The 23,085-nt window shown below is 38.9% G+C and carries 20 protein-coding genes; 12 read left to right on the top strand and 8 right to left on the bottom strand.

The window, feature by feature from the left end:
- The first annotated feature begins 106 nt into the window (after nt 1–106).
- The 7 genes from PHY84_RS07425 (at nt 107) to PHY84_RS07395 (ending at nt 10,427) form a co-directional block, all read left to right on the top strand.
- Nucleotides 107–1,735, top strand: a complete 1,629-nt coding sequence (locus tag PHY84_RS07425; protein WP_299858745.1) for a CTP synthase — start codon at nt 107–109, stop codon at nt 1,733–1,735.
- 10 nt (nt 1,736–1,745) lie between these two features.
- Entirely contained in the window at nt 1,746–3,335 is a 1,590-nt protein-coding gene (gene recJ, locus PHY84_RS07420) for a single-stranded-DNA-specific exonuclease RecJ (RefSeq protein ID WP_299858744.1), read from the top strand.
- A 68-nt stretch (nt 3,336–3,403) separates the two neighbouring features.
- Nucleotides 3,404–4,774, top strand: a complete 1,371-nt coding sequence (locus PHY84_RS07415) for a DUF3373 family protein (RefSeq protein ID WP_299858743.1) — start codon at nt 3,404–3,406, stop codon at nt 4,772–4,774.
- 290 nt (nt 4,775–5,064) lie between these two features.
- Nucleotides 5,065–6,537: an FAD/NAD(P)-binding oxidoreductase gene (locus PHY84_RS07410; protein WP_299858742.1), complete on the top strand. Its 1,473-nt coding sequence runs from the start codon at nt 5,065–5,067 to the stop codon at nt 6,535–6,537.
- A gap of 201 nt (nt 6,538–6,738) precedes the next feature.
- Nucleotides 6,739–7,062, top strand: a complete 324-nt coding sequence (locus PHY84_RS07405; RefSeq protein WP_299858741.1) for a cytochrome C — start codon at nt 6,739–6,741, stop codon at nt 7,060–7,062.
- A gap of 157 nt (nt 7,063–7,219) precedes the next feature.
- Nucleotides 7,220–8,194, top strand: a complete 975-nt coding sequence (locus PHY84_RS07400) for an MBL fold metallo-hydrolase (protein WP_299858740.1) — start codon at nt 7,220–7,222, stop codon at nt 8,192–8,194.
- Between the two features lie 166 nt (nt 8,195–8,360).
- A complete protein-coding gene (locus PHY84_RS07395; RefSeq protein ID WP_299858739.1) occupies nt 8,361–10,427 on the top strand; it encodes a hypothetical protein in 2,067 nt (688 codons plus the stop codon).
- Here the strand turns inward: PHY84_RS07395 and fliI are convergent.
- The 5 genes from fliI to PHY84_RS07370 form a co-directional block, all read right to left on the bottom strand.
- Nucleotides 10,414–11,721, bottom strand: coding sequence for a flagellar protein export ATPase FliI (fliI, locus tag PHY84_RS07390; protein WP_299858738.1), 1,308 nt, complete (start codon nt 11,719–11,721; stop codon nt 10,414–10,416). The two genes, PHY84_RS07395 and fliI, sit on opposite strands and share 14 nt — an antisense overlap.
- A 27-nt stretch (nt 11,722–11,748) precedes the next feature.
- Nucleotides 11,749–12,333 carry a GTP cyclohydrolase I FolE gene (gene folE, locus PHY84_RS07385; RefSeq protein WP_299858737.1) on the bottom strand — a complete coding sequence of 195 codons (585 nt, stop codon included), beginning with the start codon at nt 12,331–12,333 and terminating at the stop codon, nt 11,749–11,751.
- Between the two features lie 494 nt (nt 12,334–12,827).
- Nucleotides 12,828–13,073, bottom strand: coding sequence for a HepT-like ribonuclease domain-containing protein (locus tag PHY84_RS07380; protein WP_299858736.1), 246 nt, complete (start codon nt 13,071–13,073; stop codon nt 12,828–12,830).
- 71 nt (nt 13,074–13,144) lie between these two features.
- Nucleotides 13,145–13,444, bottom strand: a complete 300-nt coding sequence (locus PHY84_RS07375) for a nucleotidyltransferase family protein (protein ID WP_299858735.1) — start codon at nt 13,442–13,444, stop codon at nt 13,145–13,147.
- Between the two features lie 63 nt (nt 13,445–13,507).
- Nucleotides 13,508–13,696, bottom strand: a complete 189-nt coding sequence (locus PHY84_RS07370) for a hypothetical protein (RefSeq protein ID WP_299858734.1) — start codon at nt 13,694–13,696, stop codon at nt 13,508–13,510.
- Here PHY84_RS07370 and PHY84_RS07365 point away from each other — a divergent pair.
- The gene (locus PHY84_RS07365) at nt 13,666–14,919 is read left to right on the top strand and encodes a sulfatase-like hydrolase/transferase (protein WP_299858733.1); all 1,254 of its coding nucleotides are present in this window, start codon (nt 13,666–13,668) and stop codon (nt 14,917–14,919) included. The genes PHY84_RS07370 and PHY84_RS07365 overlap by 31 nt on opposite strands.
- 12 nt (nt 14,920–14,931) lie before the next feature.
- Here PHY84_RS07365 and PHY84_RS07360 read toward each other — a convergent pair whose 3' ends face one another.
- Both PHY84_RS07360 and rsmA read right to left on the bottom strand, forming a co-directional pair.
- Entirely contained in the window at nt 14,932–16,881 is a 1,950-nt protein-coding gene (locus tag PHY84_RS07360) for a ribonuclease J (protein ID WP_299858732.1), read from the bottom strand.
- A complete protein-coding gene (rsmA, locus tag PHY84_RS07355; RefSeq protein ID WP_299858731.1) occupies nt 16,850–17,656 on the bottom strand; it encodes a 16S rRNA (adenine(1518)-N(6)/adenine(1519)-N(6))-dimethyltransferase RsmA in 807 nt (268 codons plus the stop codon). The genes PHY84_RS07360 and rsmA overlap by 32 nt, the downstream gene beginning before the upstream one ends.
- A 186-nt stretch (nt 17,657–17,842) precedes the next feature.
- Here rsmA and hisF point away from each other — a divergent pair, with 186 nt between their 5' ends.
- The 3 genes from hisF to rlmN are packed head-to-tail and all read left to right on the top strand — an operon-like array spanning nt 17,843 to nt 20,210.
- Nucleotides 17,843–18,604 (top strand): imidazole glycerol phosphate synthase subunit HisF, encoded by a 762-nt coding sequence (hisF, locus tag PHY84_RS07350; RefSeq protein ID WP_299858730.1) that lies wholly within the window; start codon nt 17,843–17,845, stop codon nt 18,602–18,604.
- Nucleotides 18,601–19,143, top strand: coding sequence for a purine-nucleoside phosphorylase (locus PHY84_RS07345; RefSeq protein ID WP_299858729.1), 543 nt, complete (start codon nt 18,601–18,603; stop codon nt 19,141–19,143). Before hisF ends, PHY84_RS07345 begins: the two co-directional genes overlap by 4 nt.
- Nucleotides 19,140–20,210 (top strand): 23S rRNA (adenine(2503)-C(2))-methyltransferase RlmN, encoded by a 1,071-nt coding sequence (rlmN, locus tag PHY84_RS07340; protein ID WP_299858728.1) that lies wholly within the window; start codon nt 19,140–19,142, stop codon nt 20,208–20,210. The genes PHY84_RS07345 and rlmN overlap by 4 nt, the downstream gene beginning before the upstream one ends.
- Before the next feature lie 506 nt (nt 20,211–20,716).
- Here the strand turns inward: rlmN and PHY84_RS07335 are convergent.
- On the bottom strand, nt 20,717–21,619 hold the full coding sequence (locus tag PHY84_RS07335; RefSeq protein ID WP_299858727.1) for an RluA family pseudouridine synthase: 903 nt from the start codon (nt 21,617–21,619) through the stop codon (nt 20,717–20,719).
- Nucleotides 21,620–21,712: 93 nt separating this feature from the next.
- On the opposite strand from PHY84_RS07335, the gene purB reads away from it, so the two are divergent.
- On the top strand, nt 21,713–23,041 hold the full coding sequence (gene purB / locus PHY84_RS07330; RefSeq protein WP_299858725.1) for an adenylosuccinate lyase: 1,329 nt from the start codon (nt 21,713–21,715) through the stop codon (nt 23,039–23,041).
- Nucleotides 23,042–23,085 lie beyond the last annotated feature (44 nt).

Below are 23,085 nucleotides of genomic sequence, written 5' to 3'. Positions count from 1 at the left end.
AGCAAAATATTCTTATAGCCTACTATTTTAGAGAGTATTGATGTATGCAATTTTAAGAGATGCTTCACTATAATTGCTTTTTTAATTGACATTTTGGAGCTATCTTATGACAAAATATATCTTTGTTACGGGCGGTGTTTTAAGTTCTCTTGGAAAAGGGATTACGGCAGCGAGCATCGGTACACTGCTCAAGCACTCGGGCAAACAAGTCGGTATGCTCAAAATAGACCCATACATAAATGTCGATCCCGGAACCATGAGTCCATTAGAGCATGGAGAGGTTTTTGTTACAAAAGATGGAGCCGAAACCGATCTTGATATCGGAAACTATGAGAGATTTTTGGACACCTCTTACCTTAAAACCAGCAACTTCACTACAGGACAAATTTACTCAACGGTTATTGAACGTGAGCGTGCAGGCGGATACCTTGGACAGACTATTCAGGTTATCCCGCACATTGTAGGCGAAATTGTCAAGCGTATCAAAGAAGCAGGCGAGGGACATGAGATACTTATCGTCGAGCTTGGCGGAACAGTCGGAGACATCGAGGGACTTCCGTTTATGGAGGCGATTCGCCAGATGAAACATGATGAGGAGGTTGAGGGGACATTTTTTGTTCATGTAACACTTATCCCTTTCATCAAAGCAGCTGGCGAGCTTAAAAGCAAACCTACACAACACTCCGTTCAAGAGCTTCGCCGTATCGGTATCACACCTCAGATGATAATCGCCAGAAGCGAAAACGCACTCCCAAAAACTTTCAAGAAAAAACTTGCCATGAGTTGTGATGTTTCAGCAGACAGCGTCATAGAGGCACTTGATGCGGCTTCCATCTATGATGTCCCGATGTCATTTCTAAGACAAAACATCCTTAAGCCTATCGCAAAAGAGTTGGAGCTTGGCGAACTGAACCCAAACATGGAAAACTGGGACTCTCTGGTCAAAAAAATAGTTCAGCCTAAAAACCGCATTGTGCTTGGATTTGTAGGAAAGTATCTTGAACTCAAAGAGTCTTACAAATCACTTACGGAATCTCTTATTCACGCAGGCGCACATCTCGATACTCGTGTCGATATTCACTGGGTGGATAGCGAAAAGATAGAAGAGAGGGGTGCAGAAGCACTTCTTAGTGATTGTGACTCTGTTTTGGTTGCAGGCGGCTTTGGCAACCGCGGCGTTGAGGGCAAAATCAAAGCCATTGAGTACGCAAGAGTAAACAAAATCCCATATCTTGGTATCTGCCTTGGCATGCAGCTTACACTTGTAGAGTATGCGAGAAACGTACTTGGATATGAAGGTGCAAATTCTGTTGAGTTTGATGAAAATACACCGTATCCGATGATTTATCTTATCGACAACTTTATGGACCAAAGCGGCAACACACAGCTGCGCACACACAAATCCCCAATGGGCGGAACACTCCGTCTTGGAGAGTACCCGTGCGACACAAAAGAGGGTTCACTTATCCGCAAAGCTTACGGCGGGGCAAAAACCATCTATGAGAGACACCGCCACAGATATGAAGCAAACCCGACATATCGCAAAGCGCTTGAAGATGCAGGCATGATTGTAACCGGCGAATCAAACGGACTGATTGAAGCGGTAGAGATCAAAAATCATCCATGGTTCTTAGGCGTTCAGTTTCACCCGGAGTTTACATCAAGACTACAAACTCCAAACCCGTCCATCCTAGCATTTGTTGAGGCAACACTCGCTATTGCACAACAGGAGTAACACCTCTTTTATGGATATCTTTGAGAACATTCCCACTCTTAGCAAAGTTTCACTCGAAGCGATGCTTCGCTCAAGAGTTACCAATGAGAAAAAGCTCTCTGAGATACCAAACCCCGAACTTCTCCATGATGCGCCAAAAGCCGCAAAAAAGATAGCAGAGGCAATAAGAGAAGGTAAAAAAATCGCCCTTGTCGGTGATTATGATGTCGATGGCGTAAGTGCAACCGCAATAATGGTTGATTTTTTTGCACAAATCCCCTATCCGCTTGAGCCTTTTATCCCAAACCGCTTTCATGACGGCTATGGTGTCAGCCCTACCATTTTAGAACGTATTGATGCAGATATTATCATCACGGTTGACAACGGCATAACAGCCATAGAAGCAGCAGACATCTGTAAGGCAAGGGGTATAGAGCTTATCATCACAGACCACCATACCCCCCTTGAAATACTTCCGCAAGCGTATGCCATAGTCAACCCAAAACTCTCAAAATGTACCTACCCCTTTGCAGAGATATGCGGTGCACAGGTAGCATGGCTACTTTTGGCACTTCTAAAAAAAGAACTCAACCTCTCCATCGATATGCGCTCTTTTTTAGATATCCTCTGTATCGCCATTATCGCCGACATCATGCCTCTTACCGACATCAACAGAGCACTTGTCAAAGAGGGATTGAAGATGCTTATGACTTCCCAGCGTCCCTCTTCCATTATCATTAGAGATTTTTTAGGTAAAAAAGCGATTGCTTCAGAGGATATTGCTTTTCAAATAGCCCCTCGCATCAACTCAGCGGGAAGACTCGAAGATGCAGTTATCGCACTTGATTTTTTTAGAGCCAAAAACACCAATGAAGCCTATATAGCTTTTGAGATACTCAACTCACTTAACGAACAAAGACGTGAGCTTGAAGCAGAAGCGACAAAAGAAGCATTGGAAATTGCAAATCCGGATGATTTGGTTATTGTCGTTGCCAAGGAGGAGTGGCATGAGGGTGTTGTGGGTATCGTTGCGGCAAGGCTGGTAGAGCATTTCTCAAAGCCCGTTATTGCACTCAGCATTGAAGAGGGCATAGCAAAAGGGAGCGCCAGAAGCATAGGCAATGTCAATATCCACAACCTTATCAAAGAGAACAGCCACTTTCTGACAAAGTTTGGCGGACACAAAATGGCAGCAGGGCTTGGGCTTTGCAAGGAGAACATAGCACCCTTTAGAGATGCACTCAACAAAAGCGCCTCAAAGCTAAACGAAGAGGATTTTTTACCTCTTGAAGAGGTTATAGGCACGCTTCCAAGCAGTGAAATCGACCATGAGCTGTTAGACCTTCTTGAGAGTTTTGAACCATACGGCGAAGCAAATACCCGTCCGCTCTTTTTACTTAAAGATGCACAGATTTTAGAGACAAAAACATTTGGCAAAGACGAGTCACACTCAAAAGTCAGAGCCAAGCAACCCCAAGACACAACATCTCTTGAACTGCTGCAATTTAAAAAAGTACTCCGTTTTCCACCGCAAAAAAGGCTAACATGCAGCTACAGAGTTGTCAAAAATGAGTTCAACTCAAAAGTAACGGCACAACTCATTATCAATAAGATTTATTAATCTCTTCAACTTCTTTCAGCTTTTTTGTGATAAAATCCCACCACACAAAATGGAAAAAAGGAAAGAAAATGAGAAAAATCGTAACACTTTCAGCTGTTGCTTTTTTGAGTACAATGGCTTTTGCAGACGCTGATACGCAAAAACAGATTGACGAACTCAAAAAAAAGATAGAGCAGTTAGAAAAAGCAAACAAAGCGCAAGATGTAAAAATCTCTAAAGTAAATGCTCAATCAGCGATGGATAACATCAAATTTGATGTTGACTTTAGAACTTCGTATGACAACCTACGCTACGAAACGGCAAACGGAGCACACTACTCAAACAGCTCGCTCTACTCAAACCGCCTATGGCTAGGTATGGGCTATGCACCAACTGAAAACATGATGTTTAAAGGACAGCTTTCAGTAAACAAAGCGTTTGGTGCGAACTATAACCAAAGAGGAGCCGGTTTTGATATGTTTGACTGGGTTCTTAACGAGAACTTGACTGATGACACTATCAAACTAAGAGAAGCTTACTGGTTATGGAGTTTTGATACAGGCAAAATCGGCTGGACAGTAAGTGCCGGAAGACGTCCTGCAACAAACGGTTACCTTGTCAACCTAAGAGATGATGATCAAGCAAAATCTCCGATGGGTCACATTATCAATATGGAATTTGACGGCGCATCAGCAGCTATGAAACTTGACAAATATATCTCTGGAATGTATTTTAAACTCTGCCTTGGTCGCGGACTTACAAATGCAAATTCCAGATTTGACAATACAGGCTACGATTTTGCTACAGATGACAGTGATTTAGACAACACAGATATGGTAGGAATGATTTTCCAGCCTTATGATAATGGTCAATATTCTGTTATGACAAAATGGTATAGAGGATTTAATGTCCCAGGATATAAAGCAGACTTCAGTGGACTAGAGAGCTTTGGGGATATGGATGGAATGGCAATCTCCTTTAAAACAGACGGTATCGGCGATGGCATCAATGATTTCCTTGATGAAACTGTCCTTTTTGCCTCTTTTGCCGCATCAACTACAAGACCAAACGCAGGTCAGCCGATGTTAGGAAGTACTGATGATGAAACTGGAACATCTTTTTGGGTAGGTACACAGATGCCAAACCTTACAGGCGGAAAGTTTGGTTTAGAGTATAACCATGGTTCAAAGTACTGGAGACCGTTTACTTACGGCGAAGATACTATGATAGGCTCAAAAATGGCGGTTCGCGGAAACGCTTATGAAGCATACTGGACACAACCTCTTATCAAAGATGTTTTCTCTATGCAAATCAGATATACATACTTAGATTATGACTATACTGGTTCTAATGCATTCTTCGGATACGGTGGAACACCTATGAAAATATCTGAAGCCGCAACACCGACTGCTGTTGAAACTGCACAAGATTTACGCGTTTACTTTAGATATAGATACTAAAAAAACAGAGGAGCCATTTTTGGCTCTTTTGCTTTCACACTTTTTCCTCTTCCTTCTTCAAAATCTACTAACACTAAAAAGTTAACAACAAGTAACGTTTCACTGAAAAATAGAGTATTTTTTATTATTAACAGTGCTTATTATAAATAAAATATATAATTATGTATTAAAAATAAAATGGAAATATTCGCTAAATTACGCAATTTTAGGGATAAATACACTATATTTAAAACTCTCTTAAGCTTGAAACATGTAGAATTGAAGACTTTATCACAAAACAAGGAAAATAGATGAAAAAGAATAAAATCTTAGAAGAGATTTTGAACGAAGTTGATAAGCATCCGGAGATTATGTCTCGTCGTGAGGCTCTTAAGTATTTGACGATGTCTCCTTTGGCGGCATCTGTAATCGCAGGTACAACAGTTGGTGCTACAACTGCAAGCGCATCAAGCAGTGCAAAGGGCAAGATTGTTATCGTTGGTGGCGGTTTAGCAGGTATGAGTACAGCAGCACTCATCAGAAACAGCGCATCAAACCTTGAAGTAACTGTTATCGAGCCAGATCCTACATCTGTATCGTACCAACCGGGACAAACTCTTGTTGCAGCTGGCGTATGGGAGAAAAAAGATATCATTTATAACAGAGATGATTTTGTTCCAAGCGGCGTAAAACTTATCAAGGGAACTGTTACTGCATTTGATCCGGACAACAACAAAGTAGTTGTAGATGGTAAAGAAGAAGTTTCTTATGACCACATGATCGTTGCTACAGGTCTTGTTCTTAACTATGCTGGTATCAAAGGTTTAGATGGTGTTATCACATCTTCAGGTGCCGACAATGCGGTAGTAAGACAAAAAGTCGGTAAGAATGGCACACACTCTATCTACTTCCGTGACGGAGCAGAAGATACTTGGAAAGGTATCCAAGAGTTAGTAGCAAAAGCAAAAGCACACACAGGACCTGAAAAACTTCAAGCTCTATATAGTATGCCGGCAGGCGCTATCAAATGTGGTGGTGCTCCGATGAAGATTATGTATCTTACACACGCTCACCTAGAAAAAGCAGGTGTTGCAAACAAAGTTGAATTAACTTTCAACACAGCTGGTGGCGCACTATTTGGTATCAAAGAGTATGCAGAAGCTATCACAAAGCAGTTTGAAAAAAGAGGCTTTAAGTGGAACTTCGGTTATAACCTAACTGACATAGACACTGATGGAAAACTTGCAACATTTACAAAAACTTGGAAAGAAAAAGGCGAGTTTGACGAGGATTTACAAGAATACACAATGGTAACAAAAAGCCAGTCGTTCCCATTCAAATATGACTTCATTCACGTAACACCTCCTATGAAAGCTCCGGAAGTTGTTGCAAAATCTGCGGTAGGATCAGCTCAAGGATGGGTACCTGTTGAAAAAGAGACTCTTCAACATATCCAATACAAAAACGTATGGTCATTAGGTGATGTTGCCGCACTTCCAATGGGTAAAACTGGTGGTTCTGCTCGTAAACAGTACCACGTAGTTGTGCAAAACCTTATTTCTGCTATCGAAAGCAAACCGTTGGCTGCAAAATATGGCGGATATACAGTTTGTCCACTTATCACAAGCCTCGGAACAGTTATGCTAGCTGAGTTTGACTGGAGCAAAAAACCAACTCCTTCATTCCCGCTTGACCCAACACAAGAGAGATGGATTTGGTGGTTACTAAAAGTTTATGCACTTAAACCAATGACAATCTACGGAATGCTTTCAGGTAGAGCGTAATCCCTCATTTTAAAACTCTGCTACAAGGGCTTTTCCTTGTAGCTCCCTCTTTTTTTACTTATCCATTTATAAACCGCTTTGTTTTCTCCTAAAATGTGTACGAATTGTTACATTTATCTATAAAAATTATACATAATCTTTATAATAAATATTCATTTTATATTTTATAAGTTAAAATGCTATAAATTATAAGGAGATACAATGACAAAAATTGTAAAAATTGCATTAAGTGCAGCTTTAATGTTAAGTGTTGGCGCAGTAACTGCTAGTGCAGATTCTGATAAGGGTTTGAAGCTCTACTCTAAAAAACTTAAAAGTGCGTGTGGCATCAGTGGTGCAGCTATGGCTGGAAAACATACACAAGGTGAGTGGCAAGAGCTTAACAAAAGCGGAAATCTTGCAAAAGAGATTAAAACTATCTGTCCAAAAGCAGCAGATGAAGATTTAGATGCTAAATTTCTTCCTCACTATTTTGACTTCTTCTTCAATTTTGCAAGCGACAGCGGAAACGTTCCATCTTGCTAAGAAGCTTTTAATTCCCTGCTTCTGTAGCCGCAGAAGTGGGATTTTTATACCCATTTCTCTTTTTTTTTGTTCATTTTGTTGAACTTTTCTTTTTTTCCATATACATTTTATCCTACATCAAGTATAATAAATCTCAATATTAAACGTAGGAGATACAATGAAAAAAATTGTGTTTTTAGCTTCCGCAGTCATGGCATTTTCGCTTACGCTCAATGCTTTCACACTCGGAAAATTGGGAAATTTTGAGTTTAAAAAAGCTCATGAGAATGTCTATATTATGCATGGACCGGAAAAAGAACCAAGCAAAGAGAATGAAGGCTTTATGAACAATCCTGCCATCATTGAAAGTAAAAATGGACTTATCGTCATCGATCCGGGCGGCAACTATAATGTTGGTAAAAAGATACTCGCCGAGATAGAGAAAGTGAGCAAAAAGCCAATCATTGCCGTATTTAACACTCACAAGCATGGCGACCACTGGTTTGCAAATAAAAATATCTTAGAAAAGTACCCAAATACTCCTATCTATGCGCTTACCTATATGATAGAGCAGGTAAAAGACAACTCTGCTGAGACATGGTATGGCATTTTGGATAGACTCACTGGAAACCTAGAGGGAACGAAACCTTTTACTTTCCCGACTCAAGGTGTTGAAAACAAACAGACTGTTGAAGTAGATGGTCAAACATTTATCATGCGTCACTTTATCGGCGGGCATACAGATACGGATATACTTATCGAGCATGTCAACTCCAACACACTCTTTATCGGTGACAACTTGATAACAAATCGTTTTGGAGCGTTCGATGAATCTTCAAGCATTCTTGAAAACATCAAGCTCTTAGAGAAAATCATGAAACAAGAAGAGGGCTTTAAAAAGTATGCACTCTATGTTCCAGGGCATGGTCCTTCAGGAAAAGACCCAAAAAAGATAGTTGAACCATTTTTGAAATATCTCAAAATTGTTGCTGCCGGCGCACAAAAAGCGTATAAAGATGGCGTTGAGAGTTATGAGATTAAACCGGAAGTACATAAGCAACTTAAAGCATATCACAAATGGGATGCTTACGAGGGTCAAATGGGTAAACACCTTATGAAAGCTTACGAAGAGATAGAAGCAAAAGATTTTTAAATGTTTGAGCCGTTTTCATGGCTCAAACCTCATCTCAACTACACATACAACTAACTTTCAGTTCAAATACTACTTTTTTTATCTATAATATTTCATGCCTAAGATACATGAGTGCCAAAGTGCCAAATCTGATATTACTGCGTTAACCATTCTGAGCGATAAGTTGGTGGCTTATAATACAAAATTTCATGGTATAAAAATTTTTGATTTAGATACATTTGAAACAAGAAAAAGCATAGCCAATACCCATCTTAACTCCTCTGTTACAGCTTGCGCATTTAGTCCAAACTCACAGTTTTTTGTTTTTGCAAATGCTCCATTTCTCTACATCATAGATATAGAGACCAAAGAACTTCTCCGAACAATCGAAACTTATGACGAAGAAATTCAAATTATCAGCTTTGACGCTACCTCTAACTACATTGTTGTCGGAACAAAAAACGGAAGAGTGCTTCAATATAAAACAAATCAATCGCATCTTCTCTCAAGATTATGCTCTTTTCCGTATGAGAGAGAAAAAAATCCTCTCAAAACAATAGAGGATAAAAACTTTGTCAGCGCTTTTGCTTTTTACAAAAATCAATTTGCCTGTAGCGGTTATGGCGGTGCTATTTTTATCATTGACTTCTATACACAATCAAACAAAGATGTTCTCACATATAGCAAAAATAGGGTTGATGCACTATGCTTTTTAGATGATAAAAGGCTTCTTATCGGAAGCAGTGACGGAAGTGTAGATATTATCTTGCTTGATAACCATCATGTTTACAAGAGCATAAGAACGCCTCTGCTTGGCATTAAACAGCTTTTAGTTATGCCAAACCCCAACTTTGTCATGGTCGTTGGCAAGTCTAACATAGTAATTATAATTGATGTACAAAACTATAGAATTACTCATAGCAAATATATAGAATTTGAAACAGCTATAAATAGCGTAACAATGAGCAGTGACGACTCTTTAATCGTTGCGCTTGAAAATAACAAGATAGTCAGTGTTGCCCTTCCGGGCATCGCACAACTACGCTCGCTTATCCTTCATAGCCATCTTGCAGAGGCATTCAGACTCATAGCAAAAGAGCCTATGCTTCAAGGTTCTTATGAACATAAAATGCTTGAAGAAAAGTTTGAAAATAGCTATGATAATGCCACAAAAGCACTTATCAATCAAAATAATGCATTGGCAACACAAATTTTGGCTCCCTATAAGGACATCCCATCCAAACAGATAAAAATAAGGGAGCTATTTGATGCTTTTAAACACTATCTACGATTTCAAGCACTCTTCTTAGAAAAAAAATATCCTCTGGCTTATGCGATGTGTTCAAAATATGAACCATTAAAACAGACAGTGCAGTATCATAAAATGGAGCAGATTTTTAAGCTCGCTTTTTCAAATGCACAAAGACATATTCTTCAAAATAATCTTGAGAGTGCCAAAGCACTTTTGGCACAATACAACACCGTGCTTTCAAAAAAACCGCTTATCAAACTTCTTCTTACACAAAATACGGAGTTTGTAGCTCTTTTAAAAGCGATTCAGAAGAGTGATTTTCAAACTATCAATCAGCTTATCGATAAAAATGAACTCTTTAAACAGATTCCAAACTATATCGCTATGAATAAGCAGATAGATGAAAAGATTGAAGAAGCAGAAGCAGCAATACTAAAAGGCGAAGTAGAAGAGGCAAAAAAACTTCTCTCAACACTTCAAGAGATTCCCGATGTCGCACAAAAAGTGGAAAAGTTGTATCGCAAATGCAAACATATTTTAGCACTGCAAAAAGCCTACAGTGAAGATGACTTTATTGAGTGTTATGAGATTATAGACATGCATCAACATCTTAAATCCACAGAACTTGGAACTCTGCTAGAAAAACATTGGTCAAAACTAATGGTGACATGTGAAGAGTATGCACTTGGAGGAAATATCAAAGGAATTAAAAAAACACTCGGGGAGCTTCTGGCACTCTATAGCAGACGCCATAAAATCGGCGATTTGCTCCGTGTAAGCTTCCACGTCAGAATCCAAACTATTATAAATTCAAAAGATTTTAGAGGCGCAGAAGCTCTTATTTATAGCTATATTGATATTTTTGGTCTTGATAGTGAAATCAATCAGATAATGAAAATTTTTGAGCTGTCTTCATCACGCAAACTTGCAATCACCGAGGAGCAGTCGCAAAGACCAAGAAGAGATAGCTGGAGAAATTTTGATGTTATTATGAACTCATAAGTTTTAAAAGTGTTGCTACCGCTCCATCAAAATCACTCTGCGATGAGGCGCTTTGCATCAAAAACTGCTCCATCTCGCCCTTTTTAACCATTGCTTCATCAAGCTCAGGGTCGCTCCCTTTTTGATATGCTCCTATGCGGATAAGCACCTCATTCTCTTTTAGAAGCGTGTAAAGTCTTCTGAACTTCATCACAGCTTTAAGATGCTCGGCAGAGATGATATCATTCATCACCCTTGAAGCGGAGTTAAGGATATGTACAGGTGGGTAGATGCCAAAATCGGTCATTTCGCGAGAGAGAACAATATGCCCATCCAAAATAGAGCGAGACTGATCGGCGATAGGGTCACTCATATCATCTCCCTCTATAAGCACAGTAAAAAAGGCGGTGATAGAGCCTTTTCCTTCTTCTTTTCCTGCACGCTCCATGAGTTGTGGCAAAAGTGTCAAGGAGGAGGGCGGATAGCCTTTTGAGGTAGGGGGTTCGCCAAGGGCTAATCCTATCTCTCGCTGCGCCATAGCAAAACGTGTAACCGAATCCATGATAAAGAGAACGTCCAGTCCTTGATCTTTGAAAAATTCCGCCACACTCATTGCCGCAAATGCACCATACTTTCGCATCAGCGGCGAATCATCCGATGTTGCAACAACGATAACGGTATTTTCAAGATTGCCGCCTAAGTTTTTTTCTATAAATTCAGGAACCTCTCTTCCCCTCTCGCCTATAAGCGCAACCACCTTTATGGGTGCAACCGCACCACGTACAATCATCCCCATAAGTGTCGATTTTCCGACACCGCTTCCTGCGAAAATGCCTAGTTTTTGCCCTTTTCCACATGTTAAAAGCCCGTCAATACTTTTTACTCCGACACTAAAAACCTCATTTATCATACCACGCTTCATGGCAGCGATGGGGGCTTTGATGATTGGGGAGAGCTTTGAACTGTTCACGCTTCCCTTGCCGTCAATGGGGCGCATGAACGGATCAACAACACGCCCCAAAAGGGATGCACCAACAGGGATATTAAGTCCTGTCTGGTCCAAAAACACTCTATCGCCGGAGCAAAATCCCTCTACAAAACTAAAAGGAGTGATAAAAAAAGTCGTACCGTCTATCTCCGTTACCATCCCGATAGTCTCTTGATTCGTCTCATTGGAAACTATCTTGACGATGTCGCTGATACTTACCTTAAGACTACGGGCAGTGATAACGGTCGCATTGATTTTTACAACCTCACCAAATGTAACCGAATACTTTTTGTTTGAGATTTTTTCCTTAAGCGATTTTAGAGGCACTGCGGAAGTCCTTTGCTTGGCATAACTCTAATAACGTGAACCGTTAGGAGAGTTTATCAAAGAGAAAAATTCGCTTCTTGTTTTTTCATCTTTTTTAAATAACCCGCGAAGAGCCGACGAAGTTGTGGTTGAGTTGATTTTTTCAACACCTCTCATCTCCATACACATGTGTCTTGCCTGTATAACGACTGCCACACCTTTTGGCTGAATCGTATCCATAATGGCATCGGCTATCTGTTCCGTCAACTGCTCTTGAATCTGCATACGGCGTGCAAACACATTGACTACGCGAGGAATTTTTGAAAGCCCTACTACTTTACCATTTGGTATATATGCCACATGAACACGCCCTATTATAGGCAAAAGATGGTGTTCGCAAGTAGAGTAAAATTCTATGTCTTTTAAAAGCACCATCTCATCGTTTGAGCTTGTAAAAAGAGCGGACTTAAGTATCTCCCTTGGATCTTCTTTATACCCGCCGAAGATAAACTCATATGCTTTTTTAACTCTTTGCGGAGTTTTTAAAAGTCCTTCTCTGCTTGGGTTTTCCCCAACATGGAGCATCATTGTTTTTACTGCATTTTCAAATTCTGTATCTTGTTTATCTGACAATGTTATGCCTTTTAGAATTTTTTATAAGTGATAGGGTACCGATAAGTTGCTGAGAAGTTTATGTAATTTAATTTATATTTCAATTTATTGCAGCTTGGCATGAAAGAATTGGTTTTTTTGAGGATGAACAATGTTCAGAGCCTTGCGCAGGAACCATAACCTGCTTATTATAGCCCACTCGTTTCTCACTCGGATAAACTATATCTGTTATGATATAATATTTTTTTTATAAAAAAATTGGTAAAAAACCGCCTACCGCAGGGCTTTAGAGAAGAAGATTATAGCATATCCGAGTGAGAAAGGGGGCTATAACAAACTTAAAAGACTTATCAAAACTTGTTAAATTATAGCATATCCGAGTGAGAAAGGGGGCTATAACAATGGCAATAGCGATAGCAGATACGCTTAAATTATAGCATATCCGAGTGAGAAAGGGGGCCATAACGATTCACTAATTCCTGTACCACTTCAAAAAAGTGACTGACACTATTTAATTATAGCAATCCATTAATATCATTTTTCAAAGGTAAAAGCTTATTATTTATGATATCCCAAATCTCATCTGCATCTATACCAAAGTAATCATGTGCAATAATATTTCTAAAATCTTTTATTTTTTGCCAAGGTATTTCACTATGAGAAATTTTAAACTTTTCATCTAATCGAAAAATTATTTCGCCTATTACTATAAATTGAAGCATCAAAGCTTTTTTGGTCATGATAAAATTCATCTGCGTCATCAAAATCTTTTGAGTATAGCTCTATTTTTTCAATAGATTCAACAAGAGCATGAAGATTAAAAGCGATATTGTCATACATACAAAGTATCTTTTAAAATTTGTTCTCTTGCATAGGGTTTGAGATATTTCTCCCGAGCGATATCCACGCTGCGATTAAAGGAAGAAGAGAGAAATTGTTTAAGAGAATCTTTTAAATCATAAATATTTTGTGTGCCATCTTCAAGCTCTACCAATAAATCAACATCGCTATTCTCTTGTTGTTCATTACGAGCAAAAGAACCAAAGAGACCTATCTTTGTGACATGATATTTTTCTAACAAAAGCTTACGATTGTTTTGTAAAAAATTTATTATTTCGTATTGTGTGTTCATAAAATGTATTTTATCATATTCATAAAAATTTTTATGTTATTTCAAATATTCCAAAGTCGGGCTTTATATGCTAATATATTTTTTTAATTTAAAACTATCTGTTTTATCACAAAGGCTCTCAAATAAAACTGCTATTTTTCTCGCTTCTGCTTTACTTTCAAAACTACCTTTTTTTACTCTTTTTTCAGAGTGGATTTGAGTTTTCACTTTTGGAATTTTTGATGCTCTTTGCGCTGCTTTCTCTTTTTTCAAAATCTAACTATTTTAAAATTCTTCTTATCGCCTTAGAGAGTTTATATCTTATCCATTTTACTTTTATCGCCTACTTTGGTACACATGTTCGCTCTAGTGATGTTTATCTGTTTTTTACACATATAACAGAAACGTTTGAGACACTTGGAACTCTTTATGAAATGGTGCTTTATCCACTTTTTGTGGTTGGGGTAACCTCTTTTATTGTCATATCTATGAGTTATAAAAAAAGCACTATTCCGGCATTTTTGCTCTCTCTTTTTCTGCTATTTTCCTTTTGGCTTCAAGAAAAACTGCATGATGCTTCACTTGTGCTCATCAAAGAGAGTGTCAAAGCTCTTTTTTTACAAAAAGGGCAGGGTGTCATTCAAAAAAGTGAGGAGCATAAAAATATACCGCTCTACCGGAGCGATAACAACATTATTTTAGTGCTGGGCGAGAGTATGAGAAGCCGTGAACACCTCAAAGAGCGTTATAAGATATTTGAAAACTACAACTACAAAACCATACTAAGCGGAGCGACAAATACCGATATTGCCCTGCCTCTGCTTCTCAATGGCGCACTCTCTCCAAAAACGCTAGATTTGCAAAACAATCTCTTTTTGCTGGCAAAACAAAACGGCTACAAGACATCTTTTTTTACAACGCAAAGTCAAAAGAGTTTGCAATACATACTCCCTTATCTCTCCACTGGGCATATAGATACATTTAAAGTGGAAGGTTCGCGGGACGATAAAGAGCTGCTCACACATCTCAAAACTCTCTCTTTGGATGAGAAAAATTTTATCGTACTCCAGATGCAAGGGGAGCACAGCCCTTATATTTACTATGAAAATGCAAGTAGAAGCACCTCAATAGAGCAAAGATACCATCTCTCTATGCTCTATTCGGATACTGTCTTGCGCCAACTTATCGCTTATGTAAGCAGTAACTCCTCAAAACCATATATTTTTATCTTTGTCTCAGATCATGGAGAGATGCTTGGTGAAAATGGAAAGACGGGTCATAACAGATTTGAGAAAGAGATTTACTCCGTGCCGCTTGTGATGCACTCAAACCTTGAAATGCACCTTGAAAAAATAGCATCCCACAACGATATCTACACTCTTATCAACCACTATATGGGATACACAAAAGAGTTTAAACAAAACGATAGAAAAACAGTACGGATTTACGGAACAATGATGAGTGAAGAGGATGGGTACAGAGATATACAGAGATAAAAACTCTGTATATTACATCACAAAAATATGCGGAACGATAAGCGGATACTTTTTCATTCTTCTATAAATATGCTTTCTCACAGCTTGGCGAAGGTCATTTTCAAGCGCTCTTGGGTTTTCAAGCAGACCCTCTTTGATGTTGCTAAGGAAGTGTTCTAAGACATCCTCCATCTCTTTTGCGAACTGTTTATCCTGCTTGTCTGCAACAAGACCAAAAGAGGTAACATTTGGCTTTGAAAGCATTGTAGAGTGCTGTCCGTCAATCTGCGCAACAATAACAACAATACCGTCTGATGCAAGTTTCTGACGGTCGATAACGATATCATCATCGATTTTATGATTATTTTGGTTATCTATATATGTTTTACCGGTTCTTACCGTTTTGACTTTTCTCATATATTTTGGAGCGATTTCTATGGTGTCTCCATCGTTCATGATATAGATATTACGCTCAGGAACGCCACACATCATAGCAGTCTCTTTATGCTTCATAACATGGTTATACTCTCCATGGATAGGCAAGAAGAACTTAGGATTTACCAAACGAAGCATAAGCTTTTGCTCCTCTATGGAAGCGTGACCCGAGACGTGAATATCTCTGTCGTTGGACACTTTTGCACCGGCACGCTGTAAGTGGTTAAGCATCGCGGAGATAGAACCCTCATTTCCGGGAATAGGGCGTGATGAGAGAACAATCAAATCCGTAGGCTTAATCTTTACATGTCTATGTTCACCGATAGACATTCTAAACAGAGCAGAGCTTGTCTCGCCTTGCGAACCTGTTGTCACAATAAGAATCTCTTTGTCATTCATAGTTGCAAGCTGCTCAGGCTCTACGAAAATGTTTTTTGGGAGCTTGATATAATCATACTGCATCGCTACTTCAATATTTCTCTCCATAGAACGCCCGATAATACAGACTTTACGTCCATACTTCATACCATACTGAATAGCCTGATATACACGGTGTATATTTGAGCTAAAAGTGGAGAGGAGAACTCTTCCTTCTGCCTTTGCAAATACTCTATCCATCGCAGGCGCAACACTTAGTTCTGAAGGCGTTGAAACAGTGTTGTAAGAGTTTGTTGAGTCACTTAGCAGACAAAGAACTCCCTTGTCTCCATAGTATGCAAGTCTATGCAAATCTGCAGTGTAGCCATCAACCGGCGTATGGTCGATTTTAAAGTCTCCGGTATGGATGACAGTTCCGCATGCCGTAGTGATAGCAAGAGAAGAAGAATCAACGATTGAGTGGGTCATATGCATCCACTCTATCTCAAAATCTTCGCCGATTTTATAGATTTTTCTCTTTTCAATCGGATTAAAGTACTGTTTAAACTCTCTAATATGATGCTCATCAAACTTACTTGCTATCATCGCAAGAGGAAGAGGAGAGCCATAAATAGGAAATTGCATCTCTTTGTAAAGATAAGGCATCGCACCGATATGGTCTTCGTGAGCGTGAGTGATGATAACTGCTTTTATCTTATCTTTTATCTCACGGATATATGCAAAATCCGGAACTAAGATATCAACGCCATGCATGTCTTCATCTGGGAAACTCATCCCGACATCGACAAGAATCGCCTCATTTTGTGTTTCAAATACTGTAATATTTCCGCCGATTTCACCCAATCCGCCAAGCGGTGTAATACGAACTTTGTCTCTTGAGTTTAAATCCAATTTATAGTGAGGGTTAAGTCTCTGTCTGTGTGATTCTTGGTTAAGTTCAACAAATGCTTTGAGGTTTTCATCTACCGGCAAACCTTGACGACGACGCCCCTTTGAAATATTTTTATTTTTATTTGCTGCATTTGCATTTGCATTTGATTGTGTTGCAGGCTTATCGACATTTTGGTTATTTGGTCTGCCATTACTATTATGTCTTTTATTGTTGTTGTACTGTTTACGATTTTCTTGAGAAATGCTTTTAACGCTTTCCTGACTCTCTTGTTGTTCCATCCAAACTCCTTGTTAGTTTATAGAGTTGGTGATAGTCAAGCGTAGAGACTTGATGAGGACGAATGGTTTGTGTAAGCAATAGCTTTTCAAAAGCTTCTTGAAGCATGTTTTTTTCATACACCGCTGATAGATTTTTCATCAGAGTTTTTCGAGGCTGTGCAAATGCAACTCTTAGCATATCCTCAAAATATTCATCACTTCTATCACTCTTTTTCTGTATCAAAAAAACTGCGGAGTCTATTTTTGGCTGTGGTTCAAAAGCCGTTGGCGGAACCTTCACAACTATGTGTGCATCTCCGACACTCTGGGTTATAATACCCAAAGATCCAAAAACTTTATCACCCTCACGAGCGCAAAACTTCTCTGCAACTTCAAGTTGCACCATTACAAGTATATTTTTGCATTTTGGATCTGCGAGGGCTTTTAGAATGATATTTGTCGCTATATAGTATGGCAAATTTGCCACTAAATCATACGACTCTTCTATAAGTTCACTCTTCCAAGCCGTTAAAACATCCCCGCAATTTATGCGAAGGCGGTTGGTTGCGATCTCTTTTTCAAACTTATTTTGCAACAGTTTACACAAATCGGTATCGACCTCAAAAGCTTCTACACTTTTGACATCTACTAAATATTTAGTTAAATCACCTAAGCCAGGTCCAATCTCTACGATTTTATGGTCGTTGTTGGGCATCGCTTCGACGATTTTTTGTAAAACAGTTTTGTCTTTTAAGAAATTCTGTCCAAATTTCTTTTTAGCTACAATTTTTTCCATTGAGGGCGATTATATTATAATTTTGCTTATGTTTAGTTAATACTGCTGTTTTTTTATCACAATAAGCAAAAATGTTTCATGTGAAACATTCAGCTTCTTTTAGAGGTCTATTTTGAAAGTTGCTGCCAAATACAACTATAAGTGATAAATAAGTATAATTTTACAATATTATCAAAGGCTTTTATTTTGAATAACTACTTTGCAAAAAGAATTATCCCGTGTCTTGATGTTAAAGACGGGCGTGTTGTCAAGGGTGTTAACTTTGTCGGTCTCAAAGATGCAGGCGACCCTGTAGAGGTTGCAAAAAGATACAACCAAGAAGGTGCGGATGAGATTACATTTCTCGACATCACTGCATCATGCGACAACCGTGATACGATTGTAGATATCGTTGCACAGGTTGCAAAAGAAGTTTTCATTCCCCTAACAGTCGGCGGCGGCATACGAAAACTTGAGGATATTTACAAACTTTTAAATGTCGGCTGCGACAAAGTAAGTGTAAATTCGGCAGCCGTCAAAAGACCTGAACTTATAGATGAAGGCGCAAAGAGATTTGGCTCACAGTGCATTGTCACGGCAATTGATGTTAAAAAAACCGGAGACAGATACCATGTTTATCTCAACGGCGGAAGAGTTGACACTGGACTCGATGCAGTGGAATGGGCAAAAGAGGCAGTCGATAGAGGAAGCGGTGAGATACTTTTAACATCCATGGATGCAGACGGTACAAAAGCAGGATTTGAGCTAACTATCACAGAACTCATCAGCCGAGCAGTCAATGTGCCCGTGATAGCAAGTGGTGGGGCAGGAACGATGGAACATATAAAAGAAGCATTTGAGCATGGTGCGGATGCTGCACTTGCGGCGAGTATATTTCACTACAAAGAGATAGATATCATGGATCTCAAGCACTATCTCCACGCAAATAATATTCCGGTTCGTCTATGATTATCTGTGCTGGGAACAATGAAACTTTTGATTTTGCCACACCTATGGGAGTAGGGTTGATAGAGACAACCGTAAATCTCACAAGAGCATGCCTTTTTGACAAACCAGAATTTTTACTTTTTGTAGGGAGTGCCGGAAGCTATGGTGAGCTGGGTATCTTTGACATCGCCGAATCAAAAACCGCATCAAATATCGAACTTGCTTTTTTGTCAGGCGACGCTTATACGCCACTGGACAATGTTATCTCAACTAACACAACTAACAAAAAAGATGTTATCGTCAATTCTTCCAACTATATCTCTACTAACGAAGAGCTAACAAAAAAGTTTTTGCGCCTAGGAATCGGCATCGAAAATATGGAATTTTTTGCAGTTTTAAAAGTAGCGCAAGAGTTTAACATACCAGCCGGTGGAGTTTTTTGTATAACAAACTACACTAACAAAAATGCGCATCAGGATTTTATACAAAATCATGAAAAAGCAAAACAACTGCTAAATGAACATGTAAAAAAACGAATAAAGGAGCTAACAAAAAAATGAAACCTTCCCTTTATCAATTTACCCTCAAAGAGTTACTAACAGAAGTAAAACCATCATTTCGAGCAAAACAGATTTACGGTTGGCTCTATCATAACTATGTAACATCATACGATGAGATGAAAAATCTGCCAAAAACATTGCGTGATGAACTAAGCGAGAAATTTGTTATAGACCCTTTGAAAATCGTAAAAAAAGAGGTCGCATCAGATGGAACCATAAAGTACCTTTTTGAACTACAAGACGCTAAAACCATCGAGACTGTTTGGCTAAAGATGAAAGAGGAGATAACGGATGAAGAGGGAAATGTTACGCAGGAAGCAAAATACACCATCTGTGTCTCCACGCAAGTCGGATGCAAAGTAGGGTGTGCCTTTTGTCTCACTGCCAAAGGCGGTTTTACAAGGGATTTGAGTGCGGCGGAGATTGTCGCTCAAGTTGTTGCGCTCAAACGAGACAATCACCACAAACATAACAGAATGATAAACATAGTCTATATGGGCATGGGCGAACCGCTTGACAATCTTGCAAACCTTGCAAAAGCGATAGAGATATTTCAGGAAGAAGAGGGACTGGCAATCTCCGGCAAAAGACAAACGGTCTCAACAAGCGGTTTAAGCACAAAGATAGACAAACTGGGAGAGATGGACTTGGGTGTCCACATCGCCATTTCGCTTCATGCGGTTGATGATGCGCTAAGAACAGAACTCATCCCTATGAACAAAGCACATAACATAGCCTCTATCATAGATGCCGTAAAACGCTTCCCGATTGATACAAGAAAAAGAGTTATGTTTGAATATCTCGTCATTAAAAACAAAAATGATGACTTAGGCTCCGCTAAAAAGCTTGTAAAGCTTCTCTCAGGCATCAAAGCAAAAGTAAATCTCATCTACTTCAATCCATATCCGGACACCCTTTATGAGAGACCGGAGAAAAAAGATATGGTTGCTTTTCAAGAATATCTTATCAGCCATGGGCTTTTATGCACCATCCGTGACTCTAAAGGCATAGATATAAGTGCGGCATGCGGTCAGCTAAAAGAGAAAACTGCGAGTGAAGATAAATGAGTTATGTAGAAGTTTTTCAGATTGTATTTCTGGTAATTGTTTTTGCTGTGGGTCTTGTCGGTTTTATAAAAGCTGCTAATTCCAAAGATGACGAAAGAGAGTAAACGACCAACACACCAGGGAGGTCGTCTATGAGTATAATTTTATCCTACTATAACTAATAAAGTTGTAAAAACTCTCAAAAAATTTCTTTTAAAAAACTCTCTTAAAAATAATTTATTCCATAAAAAATTTATCTTTTTTTTTCAAAATGTGTACAATTCACACATTGTTCTAATATGTGAACAAAAGCAAGTTTTATAAAAAATAAATTTGAAAATTCTTTCCCGATTTAAGAAAATATTTATATAAAAATATCCTGAATCGCATCTATTCACATAGATAGCAAAACACCTATTTTAGGGACTTTCAGAGCTTTTATGGTTTGATGTTAAAGAAATGATTGAATTTTCTCTAAAAGATACAAAAAGTTATTCACATCTATCTCGAATAAATTTAGGGTACCTCTAACCTTTCATACTTTCAAAACAAATCTGCTCAAAATCCACATTGCTTTTCATACTGTATTTTTTGCCGTAAAGCTCAAATTCCAACTCGTTTGCATGCAACAACAATCTTCTTGCACCGCTTAGCTTTACTCTCGTATCTCTCTCTAACTCTCTGTCTAAATACTTAACTATATTTTCCTCGCTTTGCCCATAAACCGGATCGCCGACTATTGGATGTTTCATGTGAAACATATGTACTCTTATCTGATGCTGTCTTCCTGTGTGTGGAGAGCACTCTACGAGCGTTGTATTTAAATGAGGAAAATACTTTAGCGGTTTTACAAATGTCAAAGACTCTTTACCGCTTGAATCAACTTTTACTACCATTCTCACAAGCGCACTCTTCTCATCATCATAGCGGAGCAAAGGAGCATCAATGCGAAGTTCTTCTTTTAACTCTCCGTGAACCATTGCGAGATACTTCTTTTTCATCTCTCTCTCTTGAAACATCATTTTGATGTCTATTTCACTCTTTTTGTCTCTTGCGCACAAAACCAGACCACTTGTCTCTTGGTCTATTCTATGTGCTATATTTGCTTCCATGCCAAACTGGGAGCGCAGCTCATCTATAAGAGAGTACTCTGTGTGTCTGTTTTGCGGATGGATAAGCATACCGCTTGGTTTGTCAAAAACTACAAAGTTTTCATGTACTTCATGCGGTGCCAAACCTTTTGAAACCGGCTCAAAACAGATATACTCAAACGTACCTTCCAAATACTCCGATGGCTTTGTGATAGGAACGCCATTTACAAGAACTCTTCCGATAGCTATATATCTTTGAATATCTCTTTGAGAAATCCCTAGCTCTCTTTTTAAAAAGACAAAAGCTCTCTCTTTTTCTTTTGCAAACATTTTTTTCATTACAAAGGGCAATTCTTAATCCTTCTATTATGGTTTTTTATGTAGAATTTGGAACTTTAATAACACAAATTTTACAATAATCAGGTTGAAGAAATGGTAGAAAGATACGCAAGAGAAGAGATGAGTTCAAAATGGACGATGCAGGCAAAATACCAAGCTTGGCTTGATGTAGAAAAAGCGGCTGTAAAAGCTTGGAACAAGTTGGGGCTTATACCTGATGAAGACGCAAGAAAGATAGTTGAAAATGCAGGTTTTGACATAAAAAGAATAGACGAGATAGAAGCTATCACTCGCCATGACCTTATAGCATTTACGACAAGCGTCTCCGAAACTCTGGGCGAAGAGAGCAGATGGTTTCACTATGGCATGACAAGTTCGGATACAGTTGACACGGCCGTTGCTCTTCAGATGAAAAGCTCATTAGAGTTAATCATAGAAGATGTAAAGATGGTTATGGAGTCTATCAAAAAAAGAGCTTACGAGCATAAGATGACTTTGATGGTAGGAAGAAGTCACGGGATACACGGAGAACCTATAACATTTGGTCTTGTGTTAGCTGTTTGGTACGATGAAATGGCTAGACATTTAGAAAATCTTGAACAAACACTTGATGTTATAAGTGTAGGACAAGTTAGCGGTGCAATGGGCAACTTTGCGCACGCTCCTCTTGAACTTGAAGAGCTTACATGTGAGTATCTCGGATTAAAACCCGCTCCTGCATCAAACCAGGTAATTCAAAGAGACAGATATGCAAGACTGGCTTCTGCGCTAGCTCTTCTTGCCAGTTCGATAGAAAAATTTGCCGTACAAGTTCGCCACTGGCAAAGAACGGAAGTTTATGAGTGCGAAGAGTATTTTGCAAAAGGGCAAAAAGGCTCATCCGCAATGCCGCATAAACGTAACCCTATACTAACGGAAAACATAACAGGTTTGGCAAGAATCATCAGAGCGTACTCTATACCTGCCATGGAAAATGTAGCACTTTGGCATGAGAGAGATATAAGCCACTCTTCAACGGAGAGATTTTGGCTTCCTGATAGTTTTATAACGAGCGACTTTATGTTACACCGCATGAACAGCGTTATAGCTAACCTCACTGTTTACCCTGAAAATATGATGAAAAATCTAAACCTGACAGGCGGACTTGTTTTTTCTCAAAGGGTTCTTTTGGAACTTCCGCTCAAAGGTGTCAGCCGTGAAGACGCTTACCGCATAGTGCAAAGAAATGCGATGAAGGTTTGGGAAGAGATACAACAAGGCAAACCGACTACAAACGAAAAAGGCGAAAGTTTATACTTAAACCACCTTTTAGCAGATGAAGAGTTACGAGCAAGTCTAAGCGAAGAGGCAATTCGTGAATGTTTCAATTATGATTACTATACTAAAAATGTAGATAAAATTTTTAATAGGGTTTTTAAATAAAAATGACAAAATTCTGCTAATATTTCTTTAATAAAAAATAGTAA

This window comes from Sulfurimonas sp. (assembly GCF_028694605.1).
Classification (GTDB): Bacteria; Campylobacterota; Campylobacteria; order Campylobacterales; family Sulfurimonadaceae; genus Sulfurimonas.
Note: the sequence above shows the minus strand (reverse complement) of the source record. Positions and strands in the feature narration are given on the sequence as shown.